The organism is Xenorhabdus szentirmaii DSM 16338 (genome assembly GCF_002632585.1).
GTDB classification, from domain to species: domain Bacteria; phylum Pseudomonadota; class Gammaproteobacteria; order Enterobacterales; family Enterobacteriaceae; genus Xenorhabdus; species Xenorhabdus szentirmaii.
On the sequence record NZ_NIBV01000002.1, the window covers coordinates 530,367 to 553,494 of the forward strand.

The following is a 23,128-nucleotide window of genomic DNA, read 5'->3' on the forward strand; positions in this document are numbered from 1 at the left end:
AATTACATCTCCAGGAAATTTTTCAATAATTGTGCGCCAGCGGCACCCGAGCGTTCAGGATGAAATTGCACACCTAAAAAATTGCCTTTTGCAATGGCGCTGCTGAATATATTGCCGTATTCCGTTTGGGCGATCGTGTAATCACCAACAGGCAGCGCATAGCTATGGACAAAATAGAAACGGGCATTATCTGCAATATGGCGAAACAAGGGGTGATTATTCTGTACTTTCACTTGATTCCATCCCATATGTGGTAACGGCAGGCCCGCGGTTACCATTTTTTCAACAGGGGTATCAATTAAATTCAGTAAAGGGACGTTATTGCCTTCAGCACTGACTGCCGCCAGTAGTTGCATACCGAGACAAATGCCCAGTACAGGCTGAGTGAGTGAGTTAATCAATGGGATCAATTGGCGCTGTTTGAGCTGTTCCATCGCTGCGGTGGCGGTTCCCACTCCCGGCAAAAACAGTTTATCAGCCGAGCGCACAATATCTGCATCTAAACTGACAACGGGCTTATAACCCAACCGGCGGATAGCATAAGCAACAGAAGCAAGGTTAGCACAACCGGTATCCAGAATAACAACGTTCATCATGGCTTCCTTTATCGTATATCCTTATAAAAGACCTTTGGAGCTGGGCAAAATATCACCTTCTATACGAATAGCTTGCCGCAATGTCCGGCCAAAGACTTTGAACAGACTTTCCGCGCGGTGGTGATCGTTTTTTCCTTTCGTTTTTAGATGCAAAGTACATCCCATTGTGTAAGAAAGAGAGCGGAAAAAATGTTCTATCATCTCTGTACTTAAATCACCGACACGTTGATGTTTAAATTCAGCTTTATATTCAAGATGTGGTCGTCCCGAGATATCCAAGGCACAGCGGGCAAGGCATTCATCCATTGGCAATGTAAAGCCGAAACGGGCAATCCCGCGTTTATCTCCCAGGGCCTTTTGCAGAGCTTCACCCAATGCTAAACCGGTATCTTCGACGGTATGGTGATCGTCAATATAGAGATCGCCACTGACTTGGATGTTCATGCGGAAGCCAGCGTGGGTTGAGATCTGCTCCAACATGTGATCAAAGAAACCCACTCCTGTATTGATACGGCTTTCATCTTCGCGATCTAACCAGACTTCAATGTCGATAGCCGTTTCTTTGGTTTTTCGTTCAACACGTGAATAGCGATCTTTGCGTGTCAATTTTTCACAAATAGCGGACCATCCCAGTGCTCCCGGCTGATAGTGAATACCTTTGATGCCCATATTCTGCGCTAATTGAAGATCGGTTTCCCGATCGCCAATAACATAGCTGTTGTCTGTATCAATCCTGTTCTCTGCCAGATATTTTTCGACCAAACCGAGTTTGGGTTTACGGCAGTTACAGTTATCTTCGGATTTGTGCGGACAGATAAGAACGTCTTCAAAATAGATACCTTGTGAAGTAAAAACCTGCATCATCAAAGCATGTGGAGGTTCAAAATCAGCCTGTGGGAAACTTGCTGTACCCAATCCATCTTGGTTGGTTACCATAATTAATTTATAACCGGCTTTTTGCAGCGACAGCAGAGCAGGGATCACGTCAGCTTCGAGAGCCAGCTTATCAAGACGATCAACCTGATAGTCGCTAGGTGGTTCAGTGATCAATGTTCCGTCGCGATCAATAAAAAGTAATCTCTGGCCCATGGATTTTAAATTTCCTTGATTTGTTGAGGTCGGTTGGAAAGTGCATTGATGGCATTGATTAACTGTTCACACTCAGTTCGGCTGCCAACGGTAATGCGCAGACAGTTCTCCAATCCCGGTTGCTTGCTCTGATCACGCAATATGATCCCTTTATCCCACAAACTCTTGAATACCTTTTCTTTATCAATAAATTTCACCAGAAGATAGTTAGTCTCACTGGGAAAAACAGTTTCAACCAATGCTAATTTATTGAGTTCTTGCTGAAGATATAACCGGTTTTTAGTGTTTTCTTCTACGCGCGCCCTCATCGTACGAATGCCTGTTTCCGTCAGAGCTTGTGCCGCTATATCAGCAACAGGGGTGGGCAGTGGATAAGGTGCAATCACTTTTAGCATCAATGAGATGATATCGGGAGAGGCCAGTGTGAATCCACAACGCAATCCGGCTAAAGCAAAAGCTTTCGAGAGGGTTCGCAAAATCACCAAATGCGGATAGTCTTGCAGCCAACGGGTGGTATTCTGTTGCGGGCAAAATTCGATGTAGGCTTCATCAATGGCAACGATGGCACGATTACGGGAAAGTTCGAGGAGTTGCTGCAATGCCGTAGGATCAACCAAGTTACCCGTCGGGTTATTGGGGCTGCAAATGTAGATTAACTTGACGCGATCCAGATTATTTTCAATGGCTGCAATATCGGGTTGCCAATTGGCATTGACGGGAATTTTGCGTTGTTCTACACCAAATATTTCTGCGCTGACGCTGTACATACCGTAGGTAGGGGGGCAAAACAAAATAGCATCGCGCCCGGGTTCACAGAAAATGCGGAGTAATAGTTCAATGGATTCATCTGCCCCGCGGCTGACAAGGACTTGCTCTGGTTGCAGGCCGGCATATTTTGCGTAACGTTGAATAACCTGTTTTGGTTGACATTCAGGGTAGCGATTAAGTGTGTTTTCTGTTAACTGAAAATCAGGTGCGAAAGGGTATTCGTTCGCATTGAGCCAAATATCGCCATTGCCACCTAAACGGCGAGCTGACATGTAAGGAACCAGTTTACGAACATTTTCTCTTACTAATGAATTGATATCAAAAACCATATCCATGATTGCTCCTTAGTTTTGTGAACCTGTGTCCGCATTATTCAGGGCTGATATGCGTAATGTAACGGCATTTTTGTGCGCAATCAGCTGTTCTGCCTGCGCCAGTGTTTCTATGGTTGGAGCTAAATCCTTTAACCCTTGTGGGGTAATTTGCTGAACTGTCATTCTTTTCAGAAAATCCGCGAGCCCAAGACTGGAATAGGTTGAAGTATAGCCATAAGTCGGCAGGACGTGATTGGTGCCGGAAGCATAATCCCCTGCTGATTCTGGTGACCAATCGCCGAGGAAAATGGAGCCGGCACTGGTAATCTGGTCCACCAATTGTTCAGGCTGGCGGGTTTGAATGATTAAATGCTCTGGGCCGTATTGGTTGCTGATAGCGACACATTGGGGGAGATCTTCAGCAATAATGATCCGGCTGGTTTGCAATGCCTGAGCTGCGATTTGCTGACGTGGTAATAGTGCAAGTTGGGTTTCAATTTCTCGAATGACTTGTTGGGCAAAGGGCTCATCAGGTGTGACCAATACAACTTGAGAATCAGGGCCGTGTTCTGCTTGTGAAAGTAAATCCGCTGCCGTAAATACGGGGTTGGCACCGTTATCAGCAATCACAAGTACTTCTGAGGGGCCAGCAGGCATGTCAATTGTCGCCCCGTCAAGGCGTTGGCTGACTTGACGTTTGGCTTCTGTGACCCATGCATTGCCGGGGCCAAAGATTTTATCCACTTTAGGCACTGATTCCGTACCGAATGCCATTGCAGCAATAGCTTGTGCCCCGCCAATTTGAAAGATTTCGGTGATCCCGCATTGTTGTGCAGCATAAAGAATTTCATCTGCAATAGGAGGAGGGGAACACAGAATGATTTTACGGCATCCCGCTATCGTTGCCGGAATTCCGAGCATCAGCACTGTGGAAGGCAGTGGTGCTGATCCACCGGGAATATAAAGTCCCACGGAGTTTATTGGTCGTGTAATTTGCTGGCAACGAACACCGGGCAGTGTTTCAATGACAATTTCTGCCGGTTTCTGTGCCTCGTGAAAGCGGCGGATATTGTTCATTGCCTGCTGAATGGCTTGTTTAATCTTTGGTGCCAGACGGCGGGCCGCAGCGTCTATTTCATCAGGCGAAATGGAGGTAGTTTCTACAAGCGTTTTATCAAAGCGTTGACTCAATTCCTGCACTGACAGATCACCACGTGTTTTTACTGTATCCAGTATTTGCTTGACTGTACCGGAAATATCGGCTGATGCAGTAACAGCAGGGCGTGTCAGCAATGCTTTTTGTTGTTCTGGCGTGCATTTTTGCCAATGAATGACCGTCTTAAAATTAGCGTTCATCAAAATTACTCCATCATTTTTTCAATCGGCAGAACCAGAATGGAGCTGGCACCCAATGACTTGAGTTTTTCCATCGTTTCCCAGAACAGAGTTTCGCTGCTGACCATATGCATAGCCACGCGATTTTGTGCACCGGCCAATGGCAGAATGGTCGGACGTTCAGCCCCCGGAAGCAGTGAAATAATTTCTTCCAGTTTGTCATTGGGGGCATGCAACATGATGTACTTGGATTCTCGTGCCTGAATGACTCCTTGAATGCGGAGCATCAATTTGCTGATAAGTTGCTGCTTGGCTTCGGGCATTTCACCGTCACGTTGGATCAGACAGGCTTTTGAACGGTAAATCACTTCAACTTCCTGTAACCCATTGGCTTCCAGTGTTGCGCCCGTTGAGACTAAATCACAAATGGCATCAGCCAATCCTGCCCGTGGAGCGACTTCAACAGAACCATTGAGGAGGCAGGGTTTAAAACGGATGTTTTTCTGGTCTAAATAACGTTTCAGCAAGTATGGGTAAGACGTGGCGATACGAGAATCTTGCAGGCATTCAACGCCTGTATAATCAAAATCAAAGGGAGCTGCCATAGAAAGCCGGCATTCACCAAAATCAAGACGGCGCAACATTGTATAGCATGGTTTTTCCCCTTGTGCCTGGCGGTTAAGCAACTCCTCTTCAAGCACGTTTTCACCGATAATGCCTAAATCAACGACACCATCCATGATAAGGCCGGGGATATCATCATCGCGGACACGAAGGATATCGATAGGCATGTTTTCCGCAAATGCAATAAGGCGCTGTTGTTGTAAATTAATTTTGATCCCACAGCGTGCCAGCAAAGTTCTGGATTCATCACTGAGGCGACCCGATTTTTGAATAGCTATCCGCAAGCGTGTTTTATCTAACATGTCATATTACCCTATCTCAAATTCAGTGTTTAACTTGTATAAATCAGAAATAAAAAAACCCCCGGAATATCTTCCGAGGGTTTTTCGTCGTATTCATACCACCGGAAGACGGGTTAAAAGTCTTCCAGCACACAGCAGCCTGAAAGACTAGTCAGGATGATGGTGGTGGTGATGGTTAAATTGAATACGATTCATAATATTGCGATTCTCTGTTTTAGATTGGGTGCTACGCCTGAATACGATGTTGCGCTAATACTGAATACCATTGGTATTGATGATGACCGTATTCAACGTTGTGTTTGCAATTAAGGACTGGTTGCTTGTTGTTTAACCTATACTATCTGGCGTACAGAAAGCAAACTTTTTTTTAAAAAAGTATTTATTTTTATTTATCCAATTGTTTTTTAATGAAAATATGTAAAGTTGTCATTAGGGGGATATATGGGTAAGGTTAGTGAGTGTTATATGCCGGGTAGGTGCTTACATTGATGTCTGTTGATGTCTGTTGATGTCTGTTTGAGGAAAGTCATGGTGAGAAAAGTTTCCATTATTGGGCTTGGGTGGTTAGGAATGCCATTGGCACAAGCACTGCAAAGCGAAGGTATGCAAGTAGTTGGCAGTAAAACAACACCGGATGGTGTGGAAGCGGCAAATATGTGCGGAATGGATTGTTACCTGCTGAATTTAACGCCTGAGATTGATTGTGAAGTGGATGATCTTGAACAATTGATGTCCGTTGATATCCTTGTTTTGACACTGCCTGTAGGAGGAATTGCAGAAGGCGGGCAAGGATATGTTAATGCGGTACAATTGGTTGTTGATACTGCACTTTCGTATTCTGTACCACGAATTATTTTTATCAGTTCAACCTCTGTTTATGGTCCGTCTGTGGGGTATTTAGATGAAGATGGTCCATTATGTCCTGAAACTGCATCAGCGAAAGCGTTAGTCGAGTTAGAAAATTGGTTGCATCAGTTGCCGAATACATCGGTTGATATATTACGCTTAGTAGGGTTGGTCGGAAGCGGGCGTCATGCGGGGCGTTTTCTTGCAGGGAAAAAAGCCATTGCAGGGGGAGAATGTGCGGTTAATCTGGTTCATCAGGATGATGTTATTTCCGCGATTAAGCTCCTTATCCGGCAGCCGGAAGGTGGGCACATTTATAATTTGTGTGCAGCAATACATCCTAAAAGATCAGAATATTATCCGTTAATCAGTCAACGGCTTGATTTGCCGCCACCAGAGTTTTTACAGTCAGAAAATAAAGACACTGAGAGCAAAATAGTCGATGGGAGCCGCATTTGTCGGGAGTTAGGGTTTGAATACCAGTTTTCTGATCCTTACAGAATGCCAATGAGCTAAAAATGCATTTTTCTCGCATATCTTCTCAATCTGGCTTTTTACAAGATCCCAAAGACAAAGACTGATTTGCCTAAATTAACAGCAAGTTGGTGTATAATCACGTTTAATTTTCCCAGATCTGAAATAATTTCTTATCTTTGGTGAATTTTTCTGATTTCAGGTCAATAACATTACTTTTTCTAATGTCAACTCATCGTTATTTATCGATAATATGATCATTAAATCAGATGAATGTCAGGAAAATCTTTACGTTATTGAATTGGAGTCTTCTTGCATAACATCCTATATTAATAGAGTTTTTATGTTTGATTTGTAGATGAAAAGTAAGGTAGTAAAAAAAGGGCGAGTGATGATGAAACAAAAACGACAGATACCAGTAATAAAATTTTTTGCTATTGGCTTAAGTGTTTTTTGTTTGACCAGTGTCAATGTATATGCAATGAATGAACCCGCAGCACCGGAGATTGATGCAAAAGCCTATGTATTGATGGATTACGCCAGCGGAAAAATTCTGGCCTCGAATAATCCTGATGAACGGTTAGATCCGGCTAGCCTGACAAAGATAATGACCAGCTATGTGGTAGGGCAAGCAGTCAAATCAGGTAAAGTTTCTACAGAAGATATCGTGACAGTGGGTAAGGATGCTTGGGCAACCGGTAATCCTGTGCTTAAAGGCTCATCTCTGATGTTTTTGAAACCCGGTGATAGGGTTAAATTAATTGATCTGAACCGCGGTATTGTTATCCAGTCAGGCAATGATGCGAGTATTGCTCTTGCTGATTATGTGGCCGGTAGTCAGGATAGCTTCGTTGATTTAATGAATCAGTATGCGAAGACATTGGGATTGCAGAATACGCACTTCAAAACTGTGCATGGCCTTGATGCTGCTGGGCAGTACAGCACGGCGCTTGATATGGCATTGTTAACTCAAGCTATGATCCGTGATGTGCCGGAAGAATATGCTTTGCACAAAGAAAAAGAGTTCACTTTTAATAATATTCGCCAACCTAATCGCAATCGCCTCTTGTGGAATAAAAACATGAATGTGGATGGTGTAAAAACCGGACACACCAGTGGCGCTGGCTACAACCTTGTTTCATCAGCGACAGAAGGCCCGATGCGTTTGATTTCGGTGGTATTGGGCGCTCCTAGTGATCGGGTTCGCTTTTCCGACAGTGAGAAACTTTTTTCATGGGGATTCCGTTTTTATGAATCTGTAACATCGTTGAAAGCTTCTGATACGTTGGTAACGGAAAAAGTGTGGTACGGAACTCACTCAGAAGTGGCGTTAGGAGTTGAAAAAGATGCTTCAGTCGTTATTCCCCGTGGGCAGCAGAATAATCTAAAAGCGAGTTTTACATTGAACCAAACACTTCTTGAGGCTCCATTAGTGAAGAATCAGGTGGTGGGAACAGTGAATTTTATGTTGAATGACAAAATAATTGATCATCGCCCATTGGTTGTTAAAGAAGACGTCGAAGAGACTGGCTTTTTCGGGCGTATATGGGATTTCATCGTAAAAACAGTGTCTGGTTGGTTTAATTCGATTTTTAATTAGTGTGCTCTGAAAAAGTTGATAAGCCTTTAAGTAGACAGAAAAATGCCCGCCATTGATATCAATGGCGGGCATTTTTTATCGGGCTAATCTGTATTCAACAGCTGCCTCGGAAAGACATTAGAGCAGTAAATAAACCGCCGCAGAAATTGCAATGCTACCCATAATAACAACAAAGATATTGCTGAATTTTCCAGAATATTTGCGCATGGCTGGTACTTTGCTAATCGCATACATAGGCATGATAAACAGGATCATGGCAATGACAGGTCCACCCAATGTTTCGATAATGCCCAGAATGCCCGGGTTCAGCGTTGCAACGATCCAAGCACTGATCAACATAAATAAGGTAGTGATACGATTCAGCGTTTTGTGCTGAATAGATTTGCCTTGCGCGCTCAATGCCTTGTTCACAATCCCGTTGAAACCTTCACGTGCGCCCAGATAGTGGCCCAAAAATGATTTGGTAATGGCAATGAAAGCGATAAGCGGAGCAATGTATTCAATAGCAGGTACACGGAAGTGGTTAGCCAGATAAGACAGAATGGTAATGTTCTGGGCTTTTGCTTCTGCCAGATTCTCTGGTGACAGGCTCAGTACACAACTGAAAACAAAGAACATCACGGTCAGAACCATCATGACGTGAGCGCAAAGCAGAATGCGCGAACATTTTTTCTCTGCATGCTCACCGTATTCTTCACGTTTTGCAACCGCGAACGCAGAGATGATTGGCGAATGGTTAAAAGAGAAGACCATAACAGGAATTGCCAGCCACAAGGTGAATAGCAAACCGTGACTGCTTGCTGAAGAAACTGAGCTGCTCAGTGACAGAGTGTCAAATATTGCAGTATTCCAGTGAGGAACCAGATACAGCGCTAATAGCATCAGAACAGTGACAAACGGGAATACCAATATACTCATGGCCTTGACGATCATTTTCTCACCAAAGCGGATGATGCTCATCACGCCGAGGATCAGGATAAGTGCCAGTAAAGCGCGTGATGGTGGCTCAATATTTAATTGGTTAACAATGAAACTTTCTACTGTGTTGGTCAGTGCGACACTGTACACCAACAGGATAGGATAAATTGCAAAGAAGTAGAGAATGGTGATCAGAAAACCTGCAACCTTGCCAAAATGTTCTTCAACCACGCCGGTGATATCTTCACCACTGCTTTTGCCTGATAAGACAAAACGACACATTCCACGATGAGCAAAGAATGTCATGGGGAGGGCGAGTACTGCCATGATAAGAAGTGGAATCAGTCCACCGATCCCGGCGTTGATGGGGAGAAATAAAACGCCAGCACCAATGGCGGTACCGTATAATCCCAGCATCCATACAGTGTCTGATTTACGCCAGGTAGTGTAATCGCTTTTGCTGGAAGCAGCGGGTGCGATTGAACTTGTTTGAGATGTGTCCATAAATATCTCCCGAAATACGCGGTAAACTAAAATTTAAAAACTATTAAACCCGCACATTGATTCAATGCACGAGTTGGATTTTTATATGAATAATAAGTTGTCAGATACTGTGCTGGTGTTTATCTAAACATTTTTATTACTATTTTTATTACTATTTCTATTACAACATTAATGAGATAGTCAAATACACTCATTTAAAATAAAGGGATTGAAGCTATTTTATACGGTATTTTGATGACTAAACTTAAAATGTAACCCCTGACTTTTGATGTGGTGAATATAATTATTTTTAGTGAAATGTACCGTGATCGCTCTCGCAATTGCAAGATTTATATAGAAAACGAACATTGTTATGAAATTTTATCGAAATGTTGATTTAATTTTAAATAAAATGAATTGAAGAAATGTCTCAGATTCTATCATTATTTTTATTTAAAATTTCTATATCCATCTATAAGAACTTAAATTAATATTAATATGTTAATAATTATTTTGGTTCAAAAGTGATAAATTTATATCTTTAATGATAAATAGCAGGTTTTTTATTTTCATATATTTGAATGTATGTTATTTCACTTATATCCAATTGATAATAAACAAAAAATAAAACCAATCATTATCGTTGTTTGATTTGTGTTTGTTTGAATAGATATTTGCGTTCTATTGATTACGCATTAATAAAAAAGTCAAATGCTGATGGATTTCCTGAGCGGAAATTATCTGTAATCAGTGACTTTATAAAGAAATAATAATCATTTTATATTTGGTGCTTATTGATTGTAATAAATGATTTTGTTTTGTTTTTTGGTTGTATTTATTTTGTTAATAAGGTGTTAATTGTATTTGCTTCTAATGAACTTTAGGTTGAAATAACATCATAAGATTGCAAAGGTGACTTTATTTAAGAAAAAACTAATTAAATCTGAGGATGAAAAGAGAGTCATCATGGTTTGCTGGGCATTCATTTTCAGTGTGAACGCCCGGCAGGGTATCTATTCTTGAAATTGAATTAACTTTTTACCCACCCTTTTCGGATCAAGGGGGAACAACAGTATTGGTATAATCGGGTTAGCTTGTTTTGCACACTCTTACCGTAAAAGTTCCAAACGATTTGGGAAAAAGCGCATCCCAATAGACTAACCAGAAATGAACCAACCATATCAAGTGGCCAATGCACCCCCACATATACACGGGACCAGGCAATAGCAAAGGCGATGATCATCAGGCATAAGCCTGACCAGATGCAATGCCAGAAAAGAAATGCCAGTGATAAGGTGAATACGGCTACACCGTGGTTACTGGGAAAGGATTCTGTGGGGGAATGAGCGAGAAAATTATAACCAAAACCTTCAACAAACGGTCGAGCATGCGGAAAAAAAACGCCAATCATATAAGAGGCAAACATTCCCAAGGCGAAAGCAATACAGGATTTACTGACAACAATGCGCCGGTGTGTGATGGTTTTTTCGTTTCCCCAAAGCCAACAAGCAGCAAGTGTAATAGGGTAAATAAATACGCAATATTTTGCTATCAAAATGGCAAGTAAGATCATTACTGGTGATGAATCAGGGGTTGCATTGATAAATGTAAACACATTGTGGTTGAGTTGTTCTAGCAAAGTGAGCCTCACAAGCAAAATATTTACGTAAGAACCTACTGGAGTAGATTTTAAGTATGATAAAAGATATTTTATCAACTTATTGTAAAAAAGAACAATTTTATATCGGTAAAGTGAATAAAAACTTTATTTAAAATTAACAATGCTGTTGGGTAATTGTTTATGTTATGTAAGTAAATAATATCGTCAAGGTCATCCGGCTTTAGTCTCTCTGTTTCAGAGCCATTAAGGCCACGTTGAAACAACAAAAAACCCGATAGTCTTTAACCAAGGTGGATGACTATCGGGCTCCTCAATATGGGGACATCAAAGAAAAGCAGTGGCAATAATTAAGACTGCACAATGGTATTAAAGTTCTCATTGATGAAAAAAAAATTGCAAATTTTTTCAGAAAGCTCAGAGAGAAAAGCTGGAGTGGGGACGATAAGGTTACCGCTATCCAACCCGGTGAAGAGGCGATTTCTGGCTGGATAGCGTTTTTTCGGCTGTATTACTCAGTAATATACTTAGTTGTATAGCCCGAGATTCTCTTTAGCGTAAGCTTCAAAATCAGTGCAGCCGCCGATATGTTTCTCATCAATGAAGATCTGAGGGACTGTTTCAATAGGTTTTCCTACCGTTTTTGATAAGTCTTCTTTGCTAATGCCTTCCGCCCAAATATCAATATAGCGATAATCAAAGTCTTCACGCTCTGTTTTCAGTTTATCAGCCAATTCTTTGGCACGGACACAATATGGGCAACCAGGGCGGCCAAAAATGACGGTATACATATAAACTCCTTATTGGTAATGCTCATAAGTTTGATGGGTTGTTATTTAGCGTTACTATGCCTGTAACTTACTATGCCTGTAACAATGAACAAAAAAAAGTAGGAATTATCTTTTATTGTAATTACTTCTACCAATGGATTGACTTTAGATATGATAATCTCATCCGAGCGGCACAGAAGCAGCAGGTTGATTTTTCAATCGATAGTTTTCAGCAAGTCATTGCAAGTAGCAAGGTAGAAAATGAAAATAAATTCATCAAAAGGGATGCGGTCGTTAGCTGACATGCCTAAGGTTATAATTTTATTGGAAATTATAGGGTTTGGCTTACTGACTTTAGCGTACTTGTCGATAACTGATAGCATAATCCTATCACCTTTATTAATGACGACAGAAGCACACATTGCTATGATTTTATCGGGTATCGGATGTTTGATACCTGCGGCTATCCATATTATCTGGCGTGCGGTTTATAATCTTTCCTTTCTGGGAATTGATCATAAGAAAGCGGATAACAATCACCAGAAACATTCTGATGATGAAAAAACAAAATAGGTTGATTGTCAGTCACCATTTTTGTCCTATAAAAATTTTCCAAGATAGTATGTTTAACTTTTTGGTTATATGAGGTTAATTCGATGGATTCCATGGTTATTCCCGATTTGTTAACACTACGGACGTGGCTTGAACGTCTGAAAATCTCTTATTTTGAGCATGAATCAAGCCCTGTTTTGCATTTGCCTCATATGCAAAATATTGATGGCCTGTTTGACGCGAAACTTGATTTGTTAGGGGATGTGGTTGTGTTTTCTGCCTTAGCAGAAGTCAGGCCAACCGCAATCATTCCGTTAGTTGCTAATTTAAGCCAAATCAATGCTTGCTCTCTTACGGTAAAAGCATTTCTCGATATTCAGGATGAAAACTTGCCTAAGCTGATTGTTTGTCAGTCGTTTCCTATCGCTGCCGGTATGACTTTTGAACAGTTTTCTCATTTTATACAGCAAGGTGAAGAACAAATCGCCAATGTGATTTTTGAAATTCACAGCAATAACCTTCTCTATGTCAACCAGGATATGGAAAGCGAGGTTGAAGTAGAATTAGAAGATGAAGAATCATTGGTCGAGACAAAGACATCAACTTTTACCTTGCACTAATATTTTTGATACGGTTTTTTTATAATGCAATGTACGCAGTATTCCGCGGGAAATTGTCAATCCTGTCAGTGGCTCGATAAATCCTATTCAAATCAATTATCTGATAAGCAACAACATCTGAAACAACTGTTACGGGAAACATCGGTCACACACTGGCTTTCACCGGTAACTAGCAAAACAAGAGGGTTTCGTAATAAAGCTAAAATGGTTGTCAGTGGCAGTGTTGAACGCCCGCTGCTTGGCATGTTGCACCGTGATGGCAGAGCGGTAGATCTTTGCGATTGTCTGCTATACCCACAAAATTTTCAGTTGGTATTTGACGTTATCAAGGTATTTATAGCCAAGGCTGGATTAGTTCCTTATAACGTTGAACGAAAGAAAGGAGAATTGAAATATATTCTTTTGACGGAAAGTCGTGCTAACGGTGAAATGATGCTGCGCTTCGTTCTGCGTTCAGAAACAAAACTGGCGCAGTTAGAGAAAACATTGTCTTGGTTGCAGGAAAAATTACCTCACGTCACCGTCATTTCAGCTAATATCCAACCCATTCATATGGCGATTTTGGAAGGTGAAAAAGAAATTATTTTCACCGAACATAAAATGTTAAAGGAAACCTTTAACGGTATTCCGCTGTATATTCGGCCACGTAGTTTTTTTCAGACTAATCCAGATATTGCCGCAGAATTGTATGCAACAGCAGGGCGTTGGGTCAGGGAATTGAACATTACGAGTATGTGGGATCTTTTTTGTGGTGCGGGTGGTTTTGGTTTGCACTGTGCAGATAAACAAACTCGATTAACCGGTATTGAAATTAGTGCCGAAGCCATTGATTGTGCAAAAAGTTCAGCTAAAAGTCTTGGGATGGAGCAGGTGGAATTCCAGGCTTTGGACTCTACCCATTTTGCCCTTGATAAATCACAGATACCTGAATTGGTATTGGTTAACCCTCCTCGCAGAGGAATTGGAAAAGTACTGTGTGAATACCTCAGCCAAATGGCGCCTGAATTTATTCTCTATTCAAGTTGTAATGCTCAGACGATGGCAAAAGATATTACTTTGCTCAAACAATATCGAATAGAAAAAGTACAGTTATTCGATATGTTTCCTCATACTGAGCATTATGAAGCGTTGGCATTATTGGTGCGTGATCTGAATTGACAGGTTGCTTTAACTCTTGCGATAACAGTGTGTTATTGCAAGAGTTAAGCAATGTAAAGGTCAATGGATTGAATACATTCCTGCTGTCTCCCAAATCGCTTCTTGCAGCCTGTTGGATATCAGTAATGGTTAATTACGATGTTCAAATGCTAAAGCACGTTTTTCTATCATACGCATCAGTAATGTCAAAAGGCCATTTATGCAGAGATAAATGATACCAGCGGCAACAAATACGGTGACATCATAACTACGGCCGAATTGCAGTTGGCTGTATCCCATGATGTCCAATAAAGTGATCGTACTGGCAAGTGATGTACTCTTGAATATCAGGATGACTTCATTGGAATAGGAAGAAAGTGCCCGTTTAAACGCGTAAGGCAGCAAGATACGCATTGTGTGTGTTTGAGACATGCCAAGAGCCTGACAGGATTGCCATTGCCCAGCTGGAATAGCTTTAACCGCACCATGAAAAAGTAAGGTTGAGTAAGCTGCGCTATTTAATGTAAGAGCTACCATTGCACAAAGCCATGGTTCTGACATGAGCTGCCATAGCCACGGATATTCTTTAATCGACGGAAATTGTCCTGGCCCGTAATAAATCAAAAAAAACTGAACAAGGAGGGGAGTTCCGGTAAATAACGTGATATAGCCTTTGACCAGTTGGTTAAGCACCGGTACTTTCATTGTCAGAATAATGGTGAAAACAACAGAAAGTATAAATGCGGCCAGAAGAGCACTGAAAGTCAGGCTGAGGCTGATTTGTAACCCGGGTAAAATTTCTTTAATTAACTCAAGCATCATGAAGCACTCCGCTCAAAGTGAGTGACGCGCATCTCAAGCCGCTTGAGAATAAATTGGCTTATGAGTGTGATAACCAAGTAAATTGCGGCGGTAATGACATACCATGTGAATGGTTCTTGTGTACGGATGGCAATATTTTTGGTTTGTAGCATCAGGTCATTAACACTGATTAATGAAACCAACGCGGTATCTTTCAGCAGAACTAACCATTGATTGCCAAGCCCCGGCAGGGCATGACGCCACATTTGTGGCATAACCAAACGGAAAAAAATGCGGCTTTGGCTTAATCCCAATGCCTGGCCTGCTTCTCGTTGCCCGACAGTGATTGCTTTCAAAGCACCCCGCAATGTTTGTGATGCATAAGCGGAATAAAGCAATGAAAGGGCAATAACACCACACAGAAAGGGGCTGACATCGAAGTTATCAATATTTATTTGGATCTTAAATTGCCAGACAATAAGGTTGATGTTTAAGCCTTCTGACAATGTTAGGAGAAGCTGTGAGCTGCCAAAATAAATAAAAAGAACAACGAGAATTTCAGGTAACCCTCGGATCAAAGTAACCCAGCATGAACCCAAGAATGCAATCGGTTTCCAGCGAGCGGATTCCCAGGCGGCAAAAAGTATGGCCAGAGCCAAACCAACCACAAGCGATGAAAGAGCGAGGCCGACAGTAATGCTGGCGGCACTGATGAGAGATTGAAATTCATTCATTGTAAATCAGCTTATCATTCAACTTATTGTTCAAACCATTTTTTATAGATAGTGTCATAAGTACCATCTTGTTTGATTTCACTCAGGGCCTTGTTCAATTCATTCTTCAACTCAGTATTTCCTTTGCGTACAGCAATGCCCAATCCTGTTCCAAAGTAATTTTTATCAGTGACTTTTTCGCCGACGGTGCCTAATTCTTTATTCTTTTTAAGCCATTCATTAACCGCTGCGGTATCACCAAATACAGCATCTATACGGCCATTTTTTAAATCAAGGATTGCATTCTGATGGCTATCATAAGGGACGGTTTTAATGTCTTTATGTTGCTCCATTAAATATTTTTGCAGTGTGGTCCCATTTTGAATTCCAATTTGTTTGCCTTTTAGATCAGAAAGATGAGCGAATTTTCCTTTGATGGCAACGAAAGTGGCTGAGTTATTGTAATAGATGTGAGTGAAATCAACTTGTTTTTGGCGCTCGGGCGTAATATCAATCCCAGCGACTAGCGCATCGAAACGACGGAATTTCAGGCTTGGAATAAGGCTGTCGAAAGCTTGGTTGGTGAACGTACATTGAGCATTTAGTTTTTCACATAGCGCATTGGCTAAATCGATATCAAACCCCTGAATTTTATTATTTGCATCAATAAATTCAAATGGTGGATAAGTTGCTTCTGTCGCAAAACGCAGCGTTATTTTTTCTGCTGCGGTTGCTGATAAGGTCATTGTGCCCAATAAAGCTGCAAATAATAATTTTTTCATGGCCGTATTTATCCTGTCGTTCATGAGTTTGCTGATTGAGAATTTTTAGTTTTTCAAATTGTTATCGAACCAGAGTTGCTATTATTCAATCTAGGGTTTGTCAGTTGGAGTTCAACTTGAAATCCATTGGGTATAATACATATCAGTGTGACAAAAAATGAGCAAAAGCAGTTGATTGAGGGTGAGTAAAGTGCGATGCATCACCTTTTTCAATAATGTGCCCTTGTTCCATATAGATAACCTGACTTGCTGTTTTGCGAGCCAGTTCCACTTCATGGGTTACGATAATTTGGGTTATGCCCGTTTCCGACAGCTCTTTAATAATATCAATGAGTTGAGAGGTAATTTCGGGATCGAGTGCAGCTGAGGGCTCATCAAATAGCAGAACTTGTGGCTCCATCATTAATGCCCGTGCAATGGCTACACGTTGTTGTTGCCCACCGGAAAGGTGCAATGGAAAACGGTGGGTGAACTCGGCTAAACGAAGACGTGAGAGTAGCTTTTCTGCCTTTTCCCGTGCTTGTTGTTTAGGTAATTTTAATACTCGGCAAGGAGCTTCAATCAGGTTATCCATTACATTTAAATGTGGCCACAGATTGTATTGCTGGAAAACCATACCGATTTTTTGCCGTAATGCCCTGATTTCTTTATGGCTGGGTTGCTGTTTGAAATCAAATTGATGCGTTGCTACATTGAGTTGCCCGGATTGAGGCATTTCCAACAGATTCAAAACACGTAGCAAAGAACTTTTGCCCGCTCCACTAGGCCCCAGCAGCACCAGAATCTCTCCCGATGTACATTCAAAATTGATATCGAACAGAGCCTGATGCGTGCCATAGAAACAATTGACGTTTTTTAATTGAATGTTCATGCGAAATATATGAATAGTTAAATGTTTGATTGGATATTAATCCTATAAGAATAACTATGCAATAATGTCTGCATAAAATTGTTATTTTTATCAATTTTGCGAGTTAATTAATCATTTAAAAGGCATTTTTTAATCGTATTTACCGTTTTACTCTTGTCTGTTCAGGTTGTTTTTTATCCTTCGGCGTGGGTTTTAGTCATTTTTAATCATGGCCCAGTCATGTTTTTACTCGGAGTATAGTAAAACCTCGCCTTTCAAGAAGGTTAATGAGTAAAGAATGCAATAAATAAGGGTGTCATTAAGCTTAATATAAAACCATGAACGATGGCGGCCGGTACGATCCCTGTACCACCACAGCGTTGTAAAATGGGCAAGGTAAAATCGATTGATGTTGCTCCGGTTAAACCTAGCGCCGTTGAACGATAGCGATTTATGAGTATTGGAATTAGCATAATGGATGCCAGTTCACGGGCCAAATCATTAAAGAATGCGGTGCTGCCGAGTACGGGGCCATAAGCCTCGCCGATCAAAATGCCAGACAGGGTATACCAACCGTATCCGGATGCGATGGCAAGCCCTGTTTTGGCAGGCAATCCAAGTAAAAATGCTGCCACTATTCCACCGATCAAGGAGCTGACCGCAACCACTAGTGCAATAATTGCACCGCGGCGATTCAGTAAGGTTTGTTTTAGGTTCATGCCATTATTGCGTAATTGGATACCAACCAGAAACAGTAAAATAATTAAAGCAAGTTCACTGGCTTGCTTGGAATGATTAAACCACGACCAGCCAGTTAGCCCGATAATAAATCCTACTATTAATGCACCGCATAATTTGACGGAATCCAATGCCATATGTAACCGGGAAGGGGGCTTTTCTTGTTTATATGTGGCGATCTGCCATGGGTCGCGTTTATCCAAGAAAAACAGAGCTAATAGATTAGCAATAAAGATGCACAGAAAAAATGTTGTGGCATATAACAAAATAGAGAACAAATTGCTGTTTAAATTTTCCAGCATAGCAAGATTGAGACCCATCAGAATAAGAATGGCATAAATCATGACATTGAGTAACCGGTTCACAAGAGTGAGTGTTGGTTTATGGCTGAGATGTATGAGGTAGCCTAGAATTAACGGCAGGAGAATAATGAGTAGTCCTGAATACATAATCCACATCCTGATATTATTAAGATAATTTTTTTATCTAATTCTAATAAGCAAAGCCAGCCATAAAGACCAACAAACTGACTGAAACAAAAAATTTACACTGTAGCAACAAAAAGGGTAAAGGTAAAGATACTGAAATTCAACGCATTTTTTGTTTATTGAGAAGGTGAATGTTATAAATAAGGATTAATGAAATTAAATACATAAAGAGGAGTATATGTTTCTGGGGAGTGTAAAGCTTTTTGATTTCAGAGACATAAATAAATTGTCACTAATGGTCATAAATAATTGCGAAATTTGGCTGAGCAATCTAAATATAGTAAGAGAGGGGAAGATAAAGTGCCGGCGCACGTGGTTGCCAATAGCACGCCACAAACAACTGCCTGTGGCGTGAGAATTACGAGTTTATAGACTGATAATTTATTCTGATTCTAAGTTATTTTCCAGAGGCAGGGGGACAATAAGGCTTGCATGATTACCTTTAGGGCCTTGATGAACATTGAAGTTCACTTTCTGTCCTGCTTTCAACGTCCTATAACCATCCATCTGAATGGTTGAATAGTGAGCGAATATGTCTTCACCTCCGCTGGTAGGACAAATAAATCCAAAGCCCTTTGCATTATTGAACCATTTAACAGTGCCTGTTTCCATACTTCTCTATCCCTCGTATCACGATTTCGGGTTTAGGAGTCACTAAAAATTTCAAAATATGAACAGACGCCCAGACAGGGCGGTGCTCATAAAATATACTCTAGTGAAATTCATTACGTCGTCAAGCATATAAACAACGTTACGCTACCCCAGATGGCTAAAGTTTGATATAGGTAACGATATCTGATTTTTAGATGAAATCCTTATTTGGGAAGACAAAGGCGGTAAAGCAGAGTGCCTTATGAAGTGATAAAATATGTGGTAGTAGAATGAAATGGTTCATACCGGACTCTTGCGTAAAAAATGAATATCCAGCGGAAGAATAATGACTGAGTTTTATAACGATTTGAAAAGTGAAGAGTTTATTAAGGAAGATGCAAAACAGAAACTTCAACCTCCGTCACTGTATAAGGTTATTTTGAACAATGACGATTATACCCCTATGGAGTTTGTGGTTGACGTATTGCGAAAGTTCTTTTCTTATGATGTTGAACGAGCAACGCAACTAATGCTGGATGTCCATAACCAAGGGAAAGCAGTTTGCGGAATTTATACGGCAGAGGTCGCAGAAACTAAAGCTGCGCAAGTGAACATGTATGCTAAAGAGCACGAGCATCCATTACTTTGCACGCTAGAAAGGGTTTGATCTGGCTTACTGATTTTAGGAGGAGGTGCTTATGCTCAATCAAGAACTGGAGCTTAGTCTCAACATTGCTTTTGCCAAAGCAAGGGATAACAGACATGAATTTATGACTGTAGAGCACCTGTTGCTGGCGTTGTTAAGTAACACATCAGCGCGAGAAGCACTGGAGGCTTGTAAAGTCGACTTGGCGATGTTACGCCAGGAGTTGGAGAGTTTTATTTCACAAACTACCCCGTTGTTATCTGAAGACGATGATAGGGATACCCAACCTACATTAAGTTTTCAGCGAGTCTTGCAACGTGCGGTCTTTCATGTGCAATCTTCGGGGCGCTCAGAAGTTTCCGGGGCGAACGTTTTGGTTGCCATTTTCAGTGAACAGGAGTCTCAGGCTGCTTATTTACTGCGTAAGCATGACGTGAGCCGGCTGGATATCGTGAATTTCATTTCTCACGGTACGCGTAAAGATGAAATGGATAATAATTCTCATTCCAGCCTTAATCCTGTTCAGGAAGAACAAGTCATCAGTGAAGACAGGCTGGAAAATTTCACCATCAACCTGAATCAATTGGCACAGAAAGGTCAGATTGATCCTCTGGTCGGGCGTCATCATGAATTGGACAGAACAATTCAGGTTCTGTGTCGCCGTCGCAAGAATAACCCTCTGTTTGTCGGGGAGTCAGGTGTTGGCAAGACGGCCATTGCAGAAGGGCTTGCATGGTGTATTGTTCAGAAAAATGTTCCTGAAGTGATGCAGGGTTGCACTATCTATTCTTTGGATATTGGTTCGTTACTGGCCGGTACGAAGTATCGTGGTGATTTTGAGAAGCGCTTCAAAGCATTGCTAAAAACCCTGGAACAAGACAGCAAAAGTATTCTCTTTATTGATGAAATTCATACAATTATCGGTGCTGGCGCAGCTTCAGGCGGTCAGGTTGATGCCGCTAATCTCATCAAGCCGCTGTTATCTGGCGGGCGTATCCGGGTTATTGGTTCGACGACTTACCATGAATTCAGCAATATCTTTGAGAAAGATCGTGCATTGGCCCGGCGGTTCCAGAAGATTGATATTCTTGAGCCTTCACCTGAAGAAACAGTACAAATTATTAACGGGCTACGTGCAAAATATGAGGCGCATCACGGCGTCCGTTATACGGCGAAAGCCATTCGTGCTGCGGTTGAGCTTTCGGTAAAATATATTACGGATCGCCACTTACCGGATAAAGCTATTGATGTCATTGATGAAGCTGGTGCAAAGACAAAATTGGTGCCGGTCAGCCGCCGTAAAAAAACGATTAATGTTGCTGATATTGAATCCGTTGTGGCACGTATAGCCCGAATTCCGGAAAAAACAGTGTCAGCCAGTGATAAAGATATATTGAGAACACTGGATGACCGTTTGAAGATGCTGGTTTTTGGTCAGGATAATGCAATCGCTGCCTTAACAGAAGCAATCAAAATGAGCCGTGCCGGATTGGGGCAGGATTATAAACCTGTCGGATCTTTCCTGTTTGCGGGACCTACAGGGGTCGGTAAAACGGAAGTGACGGTTCAACTAGCCAAGGTATTGAATATCAAATTACTGCGATTTGATATGTCAGAATACATGGAACGCCATACTGTGAGCCGTTTAATTGGCGCTCCACCAGGGTATGTGGGATATGATCAGGGAGGCTTGCTGACTGATGCGATTATTAAACACCCACATTCTGTTTTGCTGCTGGACGAAATTGAGAAAGCCCATCCGGAAGTTTTCAACTTGTTGTTACAAGTGATGGATAACGGCACGTTAACGGATAATAACGGCCGCAAAGCAGATTTTCGCAATGTTATTCTGGTAATGACGACTAATGCGGGAGTACGTGAAGTACAGCGTAAATCCATCGGTTTCTCTGTGCAGGATAACAGCACAGATGGAATGGAAGAGATTAAACGCATTTTTACGCCTGAATTTCGTAATCGCCTTGATGGCATTATATGGTTCGATGCACTCTCTGCTGAGGTTATTCAACAAGTTGTTGATAAATTTATTGTTGAATTACAAGCTCAATTGGATGAAAAAGGTGTTTCTCTGGAAGTTAGTGCAGATGCTCGTCAATGGCTTTGTGATAAAGGCTATGATAAAGCAATGGGAGCACGCCCCATGACCAGGGTGATACAGGATAATCTGAAGAAACCATTGGCGAATGAGTTGCTATTTGGTTCATTGGTGCACGGAGGTTCGGTCAGGATCAATCTGGATAAGGGGAAACAGACACTGACATATGATTTCAAAAGCGCCCAGAGTTCGAACAAGAAGAAATCAGAAGATGCCGTTTTATAACGCCATATAACAGCGATAAGCGACGCCACAGGTGATATATCACCTGTGGTAAACGAGCACGAACTATTAGCGGCTACGGAAGACGATACGCCCTTTGCTCAGATCGTATGGAGTTAATTCAACCGTAACGCTATCCCCAGTCAAAATGCGAATGTAGTTTTTACGCATTTTACCTGAAATATGAGCAGTAACAACGTGTCCGTTTTCTAATTCGACACGAAACATGGTGTTTGGCAGTGTATCTAATACACAGCCTTGCATTTCAATATTATCTTCTTTGGCCATCTAATCCTCTAATTGTAACAACCATGATTTTTAACCGGCAAGATAATGCCGAAAAACCCTCATTATGTAAAGGAATGTCGTATTTTAAACCATCATTTTACGTATAATAAATAGCGACATTTCCACCGTGAACAGTCTTTACTCCCTAAAAAATAACTATAAATCCAGTGATTGTGTAGACCAACATCCTGATTGTAATGACTGTTCTCTGAATTGATAAAGATACTTAAGGAACTTTTTCCTTTGAATATTCTTGGCACCCAGCGATTCTGTGTGGTTATTTAGCACCTGACAGTCAAATAACTGGCCTCCGTGATGGAGAAAATGGTGATAGAATGCCACAAAAGCGCACTTAGAAGCATTCTCCATTTTGCTAAACATAGATTCACCACAAAATAGTGTGCCTATACACACGCCATATAAGCCCCCCACAAGTTGGTTGTCATACCAGACTTCAACTGAATGGGCCATTCCTTCCTGATGTAGGGTTTGGTAACCTAATTGAACATCTGAGCCGATCCAAGTTCCTTCTTGTCGTTGGGCACAATTATATATTACTTCATCAAACGAATAGTTTACCGTAATTTGGTAAGGATGTTTGCGAATAAAACGGCGTAATGTCCGTCCCATATGTAATTCACCCGGAACCAGCACTGCACGAGGGTCTGGAGACCACCACAAAGGAGGTTCGTGGGGTGAATACCATGGAAATATTCCTTCATGATACGCCACTTTGAGGCGTTCTGCACTTAAGTCTCCACCAAAAGCCAATAAACCATTCGGTTCAGCTAGGGCATTGGCTGGATGGGGAAATTCATATGAGTTATCCAGTTGAGCTATCAACATAAAA

Annotated in this window: 24 protein-coding genes and 1 other annotated feature; of the genes, 7 read left to right on the plus strand and 17 right to left on the minus strand. The window is 41.4% G+C overall.

The window, feature by feature from the left end; genetic code table 11:
* Nucleotides 1–2 precede the first annotated feature (2 nt).
* The 6 genes from hisH to hisL all read right to left on the minus strand — a co-directional run bounded on the left by hisH (nt 3) and on the right by hisL (nt 5,223).
* Nucleotides 3–593: an imidazole glycerol phosphate synthase subunit HisH gene (gene hisH / locus Xsze_RS12190; RefSeq protein ID WP_038237996.1), complete on the minus strand. Its 591-nt coding sequence runs from the start codon at nt 591–593 to the stop codon at nt 3–5.
* 24 nt (nt 594–617) lie between these two features.
* Nucleotides 618–1,685, minus strand: a complete 1,068-nt coding sequence (gene hisB / locus Xsze_RS12195) for a bifunctional histidinol-phosphatase/imidazoleglycerol-phosphate dehydratase HisB (protein WP_099138253.1) — start codon at nt 1,683–1,685, stop codon at nt 618–620.
* Between the two features lie 5 nt (nt 1,686–1,690).
* Nucleotides 1,691–2,788, minus strand: coding sequence for a histidinol-phosphate transaminase (gene hisC, locus Xsze_RS12200; protein WP_038237998.1), 1,098 nt, complete (start codon nt 2,786–2,788; stop codon nt 1,691–1,693).
* Nucleotides 2,789–2,797: 9 nt separating this feature from the next.
* Entirely contained in the window at nt 2,798–4,123 is a 1,326-nt protein-coding gene (gene hisD, locus Xsze_RS12205) for a histidinol dehydrogenase (RefSeq protein ID WP_038238000.1), read from the minus strand.
* Between the two features lie 5 nt (nt 4,124–4,128).
* Nucleotides 4,129–5,028, minus strand: coding sequence for an ATP phosphoribosyltransferase (hisG, locus tag Xsze_RS12210; RefSeq protein ID WP_038238002.1), 900 nt, complete (start codon nt 5,026–5,028; stop codon nt 4,129–4,131).
* Nucleotides 5,029–5,077: 49 nt separating this feature from the next.
* Nucleotides 5,078–5,200: a sequence feature (His leader region), on the minus strand.
* Nucleotides 5,176–5,223, minus strand: a complete 48-nt coding sequence (gene hisL / locus Xsze_RS21820; RefSeq protein WP_113967449.1) for a his operon leader peptide — start codon at nt 5,221–5,223, stop codon at nt 5,176–5,178. It overlaps the preceding feature by 25 nt.
* 336 nt (nt 5,224–5,559) lie before the next feature.
* Here hisL and Xsze_RS12215 point away from each other — a divergent pair, with 336 nt between their 5' ends.
* Nucleotides 5,560–6,390: an SDR family oxidoreductase gene (locus tag Xsze_RS12215; RefSeq protein ID WP_038238061.1), complete on the plus strand. Its 831-nt coding sequence runs from the start codon at nt 5,560–5,562 to the stop codon at nt 6,388–6,390.
* A gap of 349 nt (nt 6,391–6,739) precedes the next feature.
* Nucleotides 6,740–7,948, plus strand: a complete 1,209-nt coding sequence (locus Xsze_RS12220) for a serine hydrolase (protein ID WP_038238005.1) — start codon at nt 6,740–6,742, stop codon at nt 7,946–7,948.
* 117 nt (nt 7,949–8,065) lie between these two features.
* On the opposite strand, the gene Xsze_RS12225 is transcribed toward Xsze_RS12220, so the two are convergent.
* The 3 genes from Xsze_RS12225 to Xsze_RS12235 all read right to left on the minus strand — a co-directional run bounded on the left by Xsze_RS12225 (nt 8,066) and on the right by Xsze_RS12235 (nt 11,758).
* Nucleotides 8,066–9,370, minus strand: coding sequence for an HAAAP family serine/threonine permease (locus Xsze_RS12225; protein ID WP_038238008.1), 1,305 nt, complete (start codon nt 9,368–9,370; stop codon nt 8,066–8,068).
* A 1,009-nt stretch (nt 9,371–10,379) separates the two neighbouring features.
* Entirely contained in the window at nt 10,380–10,988 is a 609-nt protein-coding gene (ybjG, locus tag Xsze_RS12230) for an undecaprenyl-diphosphate phosphatase (RefSeq protein WP_038238011.1), read from the minus strand.
* A gap of 506 nt (nt 10,989–11,494) precedes the next feature.
* Nucleotides 11,495–11,758 (minus strand): GrxA family glutaredoxin, encoded by a 264-nt coding sequence (locus Xsze_RS12235; protein WP_038238014.1) that lies wholly within the window; start codon nt 11,756–11,758, stop codon nt 11,495–11,497.
* 240 nt (nt 11,759–11,998) lie between these two features.
* Here Xsze_RS12235 and Xsze_RS12240 point away from each other — a divergent pair, with 240 nt between their 5' ends.
* From Xsze_RS12240 to rlmC, 3 genes are all read left to right on the plus strand, one after another.
* Nucleotides 11,999–12,310, plus strand: a complete 312-nt coding sequence (locus tag Xsze_RS12240; protein ID WP_038238017.1) for a YbjC family protein — start codon at nt 11,999–12,001, stop codon at nt 12,308–12,310.
* A gap of 83 nt (nt 12,311–12,393) precedes the next feature.
* Entirely contained in the window at nt 12,394–12,909 is a 516-nt protein-coding gene (locus tag Xsze_RS12245; RefSeq protein WP_038238020.1) for a type III secretion system chaperone family protein, read from the plus strand.
* Nucleotides 12,910–12,933: 24 nt separating this feature from the next.
* Entirely contained in the window at nt 12,934–14,067 is a 1,134-nt protein-coding gene (gene rlmC / locus Xsze_RS12250) for a 23S rRNA (uracil(747)-C(5))-methyltransferase RlmC (protein WP_038238023.1), read from the plus strand.
* 129 nt (nt 14,068–14,196) lie between these two features.
* On the opposite strand, the gene artM is transcribed toward rlmC, so the two are convergent.
* The 6 genes from artM to cspD all read right to left on the minus strand — a co-directional run bounded on the left by artM (nt 14,197) and on the right by cspD (nt 19,030).
* Nucleotides 14,197–14,865 (minus strand): arginine ABC transporter permease ArtM, encoded by a 669-nt coding sequence (artM, locus tag Xsze_RS12255; protein ID WP_038238064.1) that lies wholly within the window; start codon nt 14,863–14,865, stop codon nt 14,197–14,199.
* Nucleotides 14,865–15,581, minus strand: a complete 717-nt coding sequence (gene artQ / locus Xsze_RS12260; protein ID WP_038238025.1) for an arginine ABC transporter permease ArtQ — start codon at nt 15,579–15,581, stop codon at nt 14,865–14,867. The genes artM and artQ overlap by 1 nt, the downstream gene beginning before the upstream one ends.
* A 23-nt stretch (nt 15,582–15,604) precedes the next feature.
* The gene (gene artJ, locus Xsze_RS12265; protein ID WP_038238027.1) at nt 15,605–16,342 is read right to left on the minus strand and encodes an arginine ABC transporter substrate-binding protein; all 738 of its coding nucleotides are present in this window, start codon (nt 16,340–16,342) and stop codon (nt 15,605–15,607) included.
* A 142-nt stretch (nt 16,343–16,484) separates the two neighbouring features.
* Nucleotides 16,485–17,213 carry an arginine ABC transporter ATP-binding protein ArtP gene (gene artP / locus Xsze_RS12270; RefSeq protein WP_038238029.1) on the minus strand — a complete coding sequence of 243 codons (729 nt, stop codon included), beginning with the start codon at nt 17,211–17,213 and terminating at the stop codon, nt 16,485–16,487.
* Between the two features lie 263 nt (nt 17,214–17,476).
* Nucleotides 17,477–18,379: a LysO family transporter gene (locus Xsze_RS12275; protein WP_038238030.1), complete on the minus strand. Its 903-nt coding sequence runs from the start codon at nt 18,377–18,379 to the stop codon at nt 17,477–17,479.
* A 420-nt stretch (nt 18,380–18,799) separates the two neighbouring features.
* The gene (gene cspD / locus Xsze_RS12280) at nt 18,800–19,030 is read right to left on the minus strand and encodes a cold shock-like protein CspD (protein ID WP_038238032.1); all 231 of its coding nucleotides are present in this window, start codon (nt 19,028–19,030) and stop codon (nt 18,800–18,802) included.
* A 325-nt stretch (nt 19,031–19,355) separates the two neighbouring features.
* On the opposite strand from cspD, the gene clpS reads away from it, so the two are divergent.
* Nucleotides 19,356–19,676 (plus strand): ATP-dependent Clp protease adapter ClpS, encoded by a 321-nt coding sequence (clpS, locus tag Xsze_RS12285; RefSeq protein ID WP_038238034.1) that lies wholly within the window; start codon nt 19,356–19,358, stop codon nt 19,674–19,676.
* A 31-nt stretch (nt 19,677–19,707) separates the two neighbouring features.
* A complete protein-coding gene (clpA, locus tag Xsze_RS12290; RefSeq protein WP_038238036.1) occupies nt 19,708–21,993 on the plus strand; it encodes an ATP-dependent Clp protease ATP-binding subunit ClpA in 2,286 nt (761 codons plus the stop codon).
* 66 nt (nt 21,994–22,059) lie between these two features.
* On the opposite strand, the gene infA is transcribed toward clpA, so the two are convergent.
* Both infA and aat read right to left on the minus strand, forming a co-directional pair.
* Nucleotides 22,060–22,278: a translation initiation factor IF-1 gene (gene infA, locus Xsze_RS12295; RefSeq protein WP_038238038.1), complete on the minus strand. Its 219-nt coding sequence runs from the start codon at nt 22,276–22,278 to the stop codon at nt 22,060–22,062.
* Nucleotides 22,279–22,434: 156 nt separating this feature from the next.
* Nucleotides 22,435–23,124 carry a leucyl/phenylalanyl-tRNA--protein transferase gene (gene aat / locus Xsze_RS12300; RefSeq protein ID WP_038238040.1) on the minus strand — a complete coding sequence of 230 codons (690 nt, stop codon included), beginning with the start codon at nt 23,122–23,124 and terminating at the stop codon, nt 22,435–22,437.
* Nucleotides 23,125–23,128: the final 4 nt, after the last annotated feature.

What these genes read in the sequence shown, in the direction of transcription:
- hisH (WP_038237996.1), bottom strand. Translation starts at nt 593, where the DNA reads ATGAACGTTGTTATTCTGGATACCGGTTGTGCTAACCTTGCTTCTGTT.
- hisB (WP_099138253.1), bottom strand. Translation starts at nt 1,685, where the DNA reads ATGGGCCAGAGATTACTTTTTATTGATCGCGACGGAACATTGATCACT.
- hisC (WP_038237998.1), bottom strand. Translation starts at nt 2,788, where the DNA reads ATGGATATGGTTTTTGATATCAATTCATTAGTAAGAGAAAATGTTCGT.
- hisD (WP_038238000.1), bottom strand. Translation starts at nt 4,123, where the DNA reads ATGAACGCTAATTTTAAGACGGTCATTCATTGGCAAAAATGCACGCCA.
- hisG (WP_038238002.1), bottom strand. Translation starts at nt 5,028, where the DNA reads ATGTTAGATAAAACACGCTTGCGGATAGCTATTCAAAAATCGGGTCGC.
- Xsze_RS12220 (WP_038238005.1), top strand. Translation starts at nt 6,740, where the DNA reads ATGATGAAACAAAAACGACAGATACCAGTAATAAAATTTTTTGCTATT.
- Xsze_RS12225 (WP_038238008.1), bottom strand. Translation starts at nt 9,370, where the DNA reads ATGGACACATCTCAAACAAGTTCAATCGCACCCGCTGCTTCCAGCAAA.
- Xsze_RS12235 (WP_038238014.1), bottom strand. Translation starts at nt 11,758, where the DNA reads ATGTATACCGTCATTTTTGGCCGCCCTGGTTGCCCATATTGTGTCCGT.
- Xsze_RS12240 (WP_038238017.1), top strand. Translation starts at nt 11,999, where the DNA reads ATGAAAATAAATTCATCAAAAGGGATGCGGTCGTTAGCTGACATGCCT.
- Xsze_RS12245 (WP_038238020.1), top strand. Translation starts at nt 12,394, where the DNA reads ATGGATTCCATGGTTATTCCCGATTTGTTAACACTACGGACGTGGCTT.
- rlmC (WP_038238023.1), top strand. Translation starts at nt 12,934, where the DNA reads ATGCAATGTACGCAGTATTCCGCGGGAAATTGTCAATCCTGTCAGTGG.
- artM (WP_038238064.1), bottom strand. Translation starts at nt 14,865, where the DNA reads ATGCTTGAGTTAATTAAAGAAATTTTACCCGGGTTACAAATCAGCCTC.
- artQ (WP_038238025.1), bottom strand. Translation starts at nt 15,581, where the DNA reads ATGAATGAATTTCAATCTCTCATCAGTGCCGCCAGCATTACTGTCGGC.
- artJ (WP_038238027.1), bottom strand. Translation starts at nt 16,342, where the DNA reads ATGAAAAAATTATTATTTGCAGCTTTATTGGGCACAATGACCTTATCA.
- artP (WP_038238029.1), bottom strand. Translation starts at nt 17,213, where the DNA reads ATGAACATTCAATTAAAAAACGTCAATTGTTTCTATGGCACGCATCAG.
- Xsze_RS12275 (WP_038238030.1), bottom strand. Translation starts at nt 18,379, where the DNA reads ATGTATTCAGGACTACTCATTATTCTCCTGCCGTTAATTCTAGGCTAC.
- cspD (WP_038238032.1), bottom strand. Translation starts at nt 19,030, where the DNA reads ATGGAAACAGGCACTGTTAAATGGTTCAATAATGCAAAGGGCTTTGGA.
- clpS (WP_038238034.1), top strand. Translation starts at nt 19,356, where the DNA reads ATGACTGAGTTTTATAACGATTTGAAAAGTGAAGAGTTTATTAAGGAA.
- clpA (WP_038238036.1), top strand. Translation starts at nt 19,708, where the DNA reads ATGCTCAATCAAGAACTGGAGCTTAGTCTCAACATTGCTTTTGCCAAA.
- infA (WP_038238038.1), bottom strand. Translation starts at nt 22,278, where the DNA reads ATGGCCAAAGAAGATAATATTGAAATGCAAGGCTGTGTATTAGATACA.
- aat (WP_038238040.1), bottom strand. Translation starts at nt 23,124, where the DNA reads ATGTTGATAGCTCAACTGGATAACTCATATGAATTTCCCCATCCAGCC.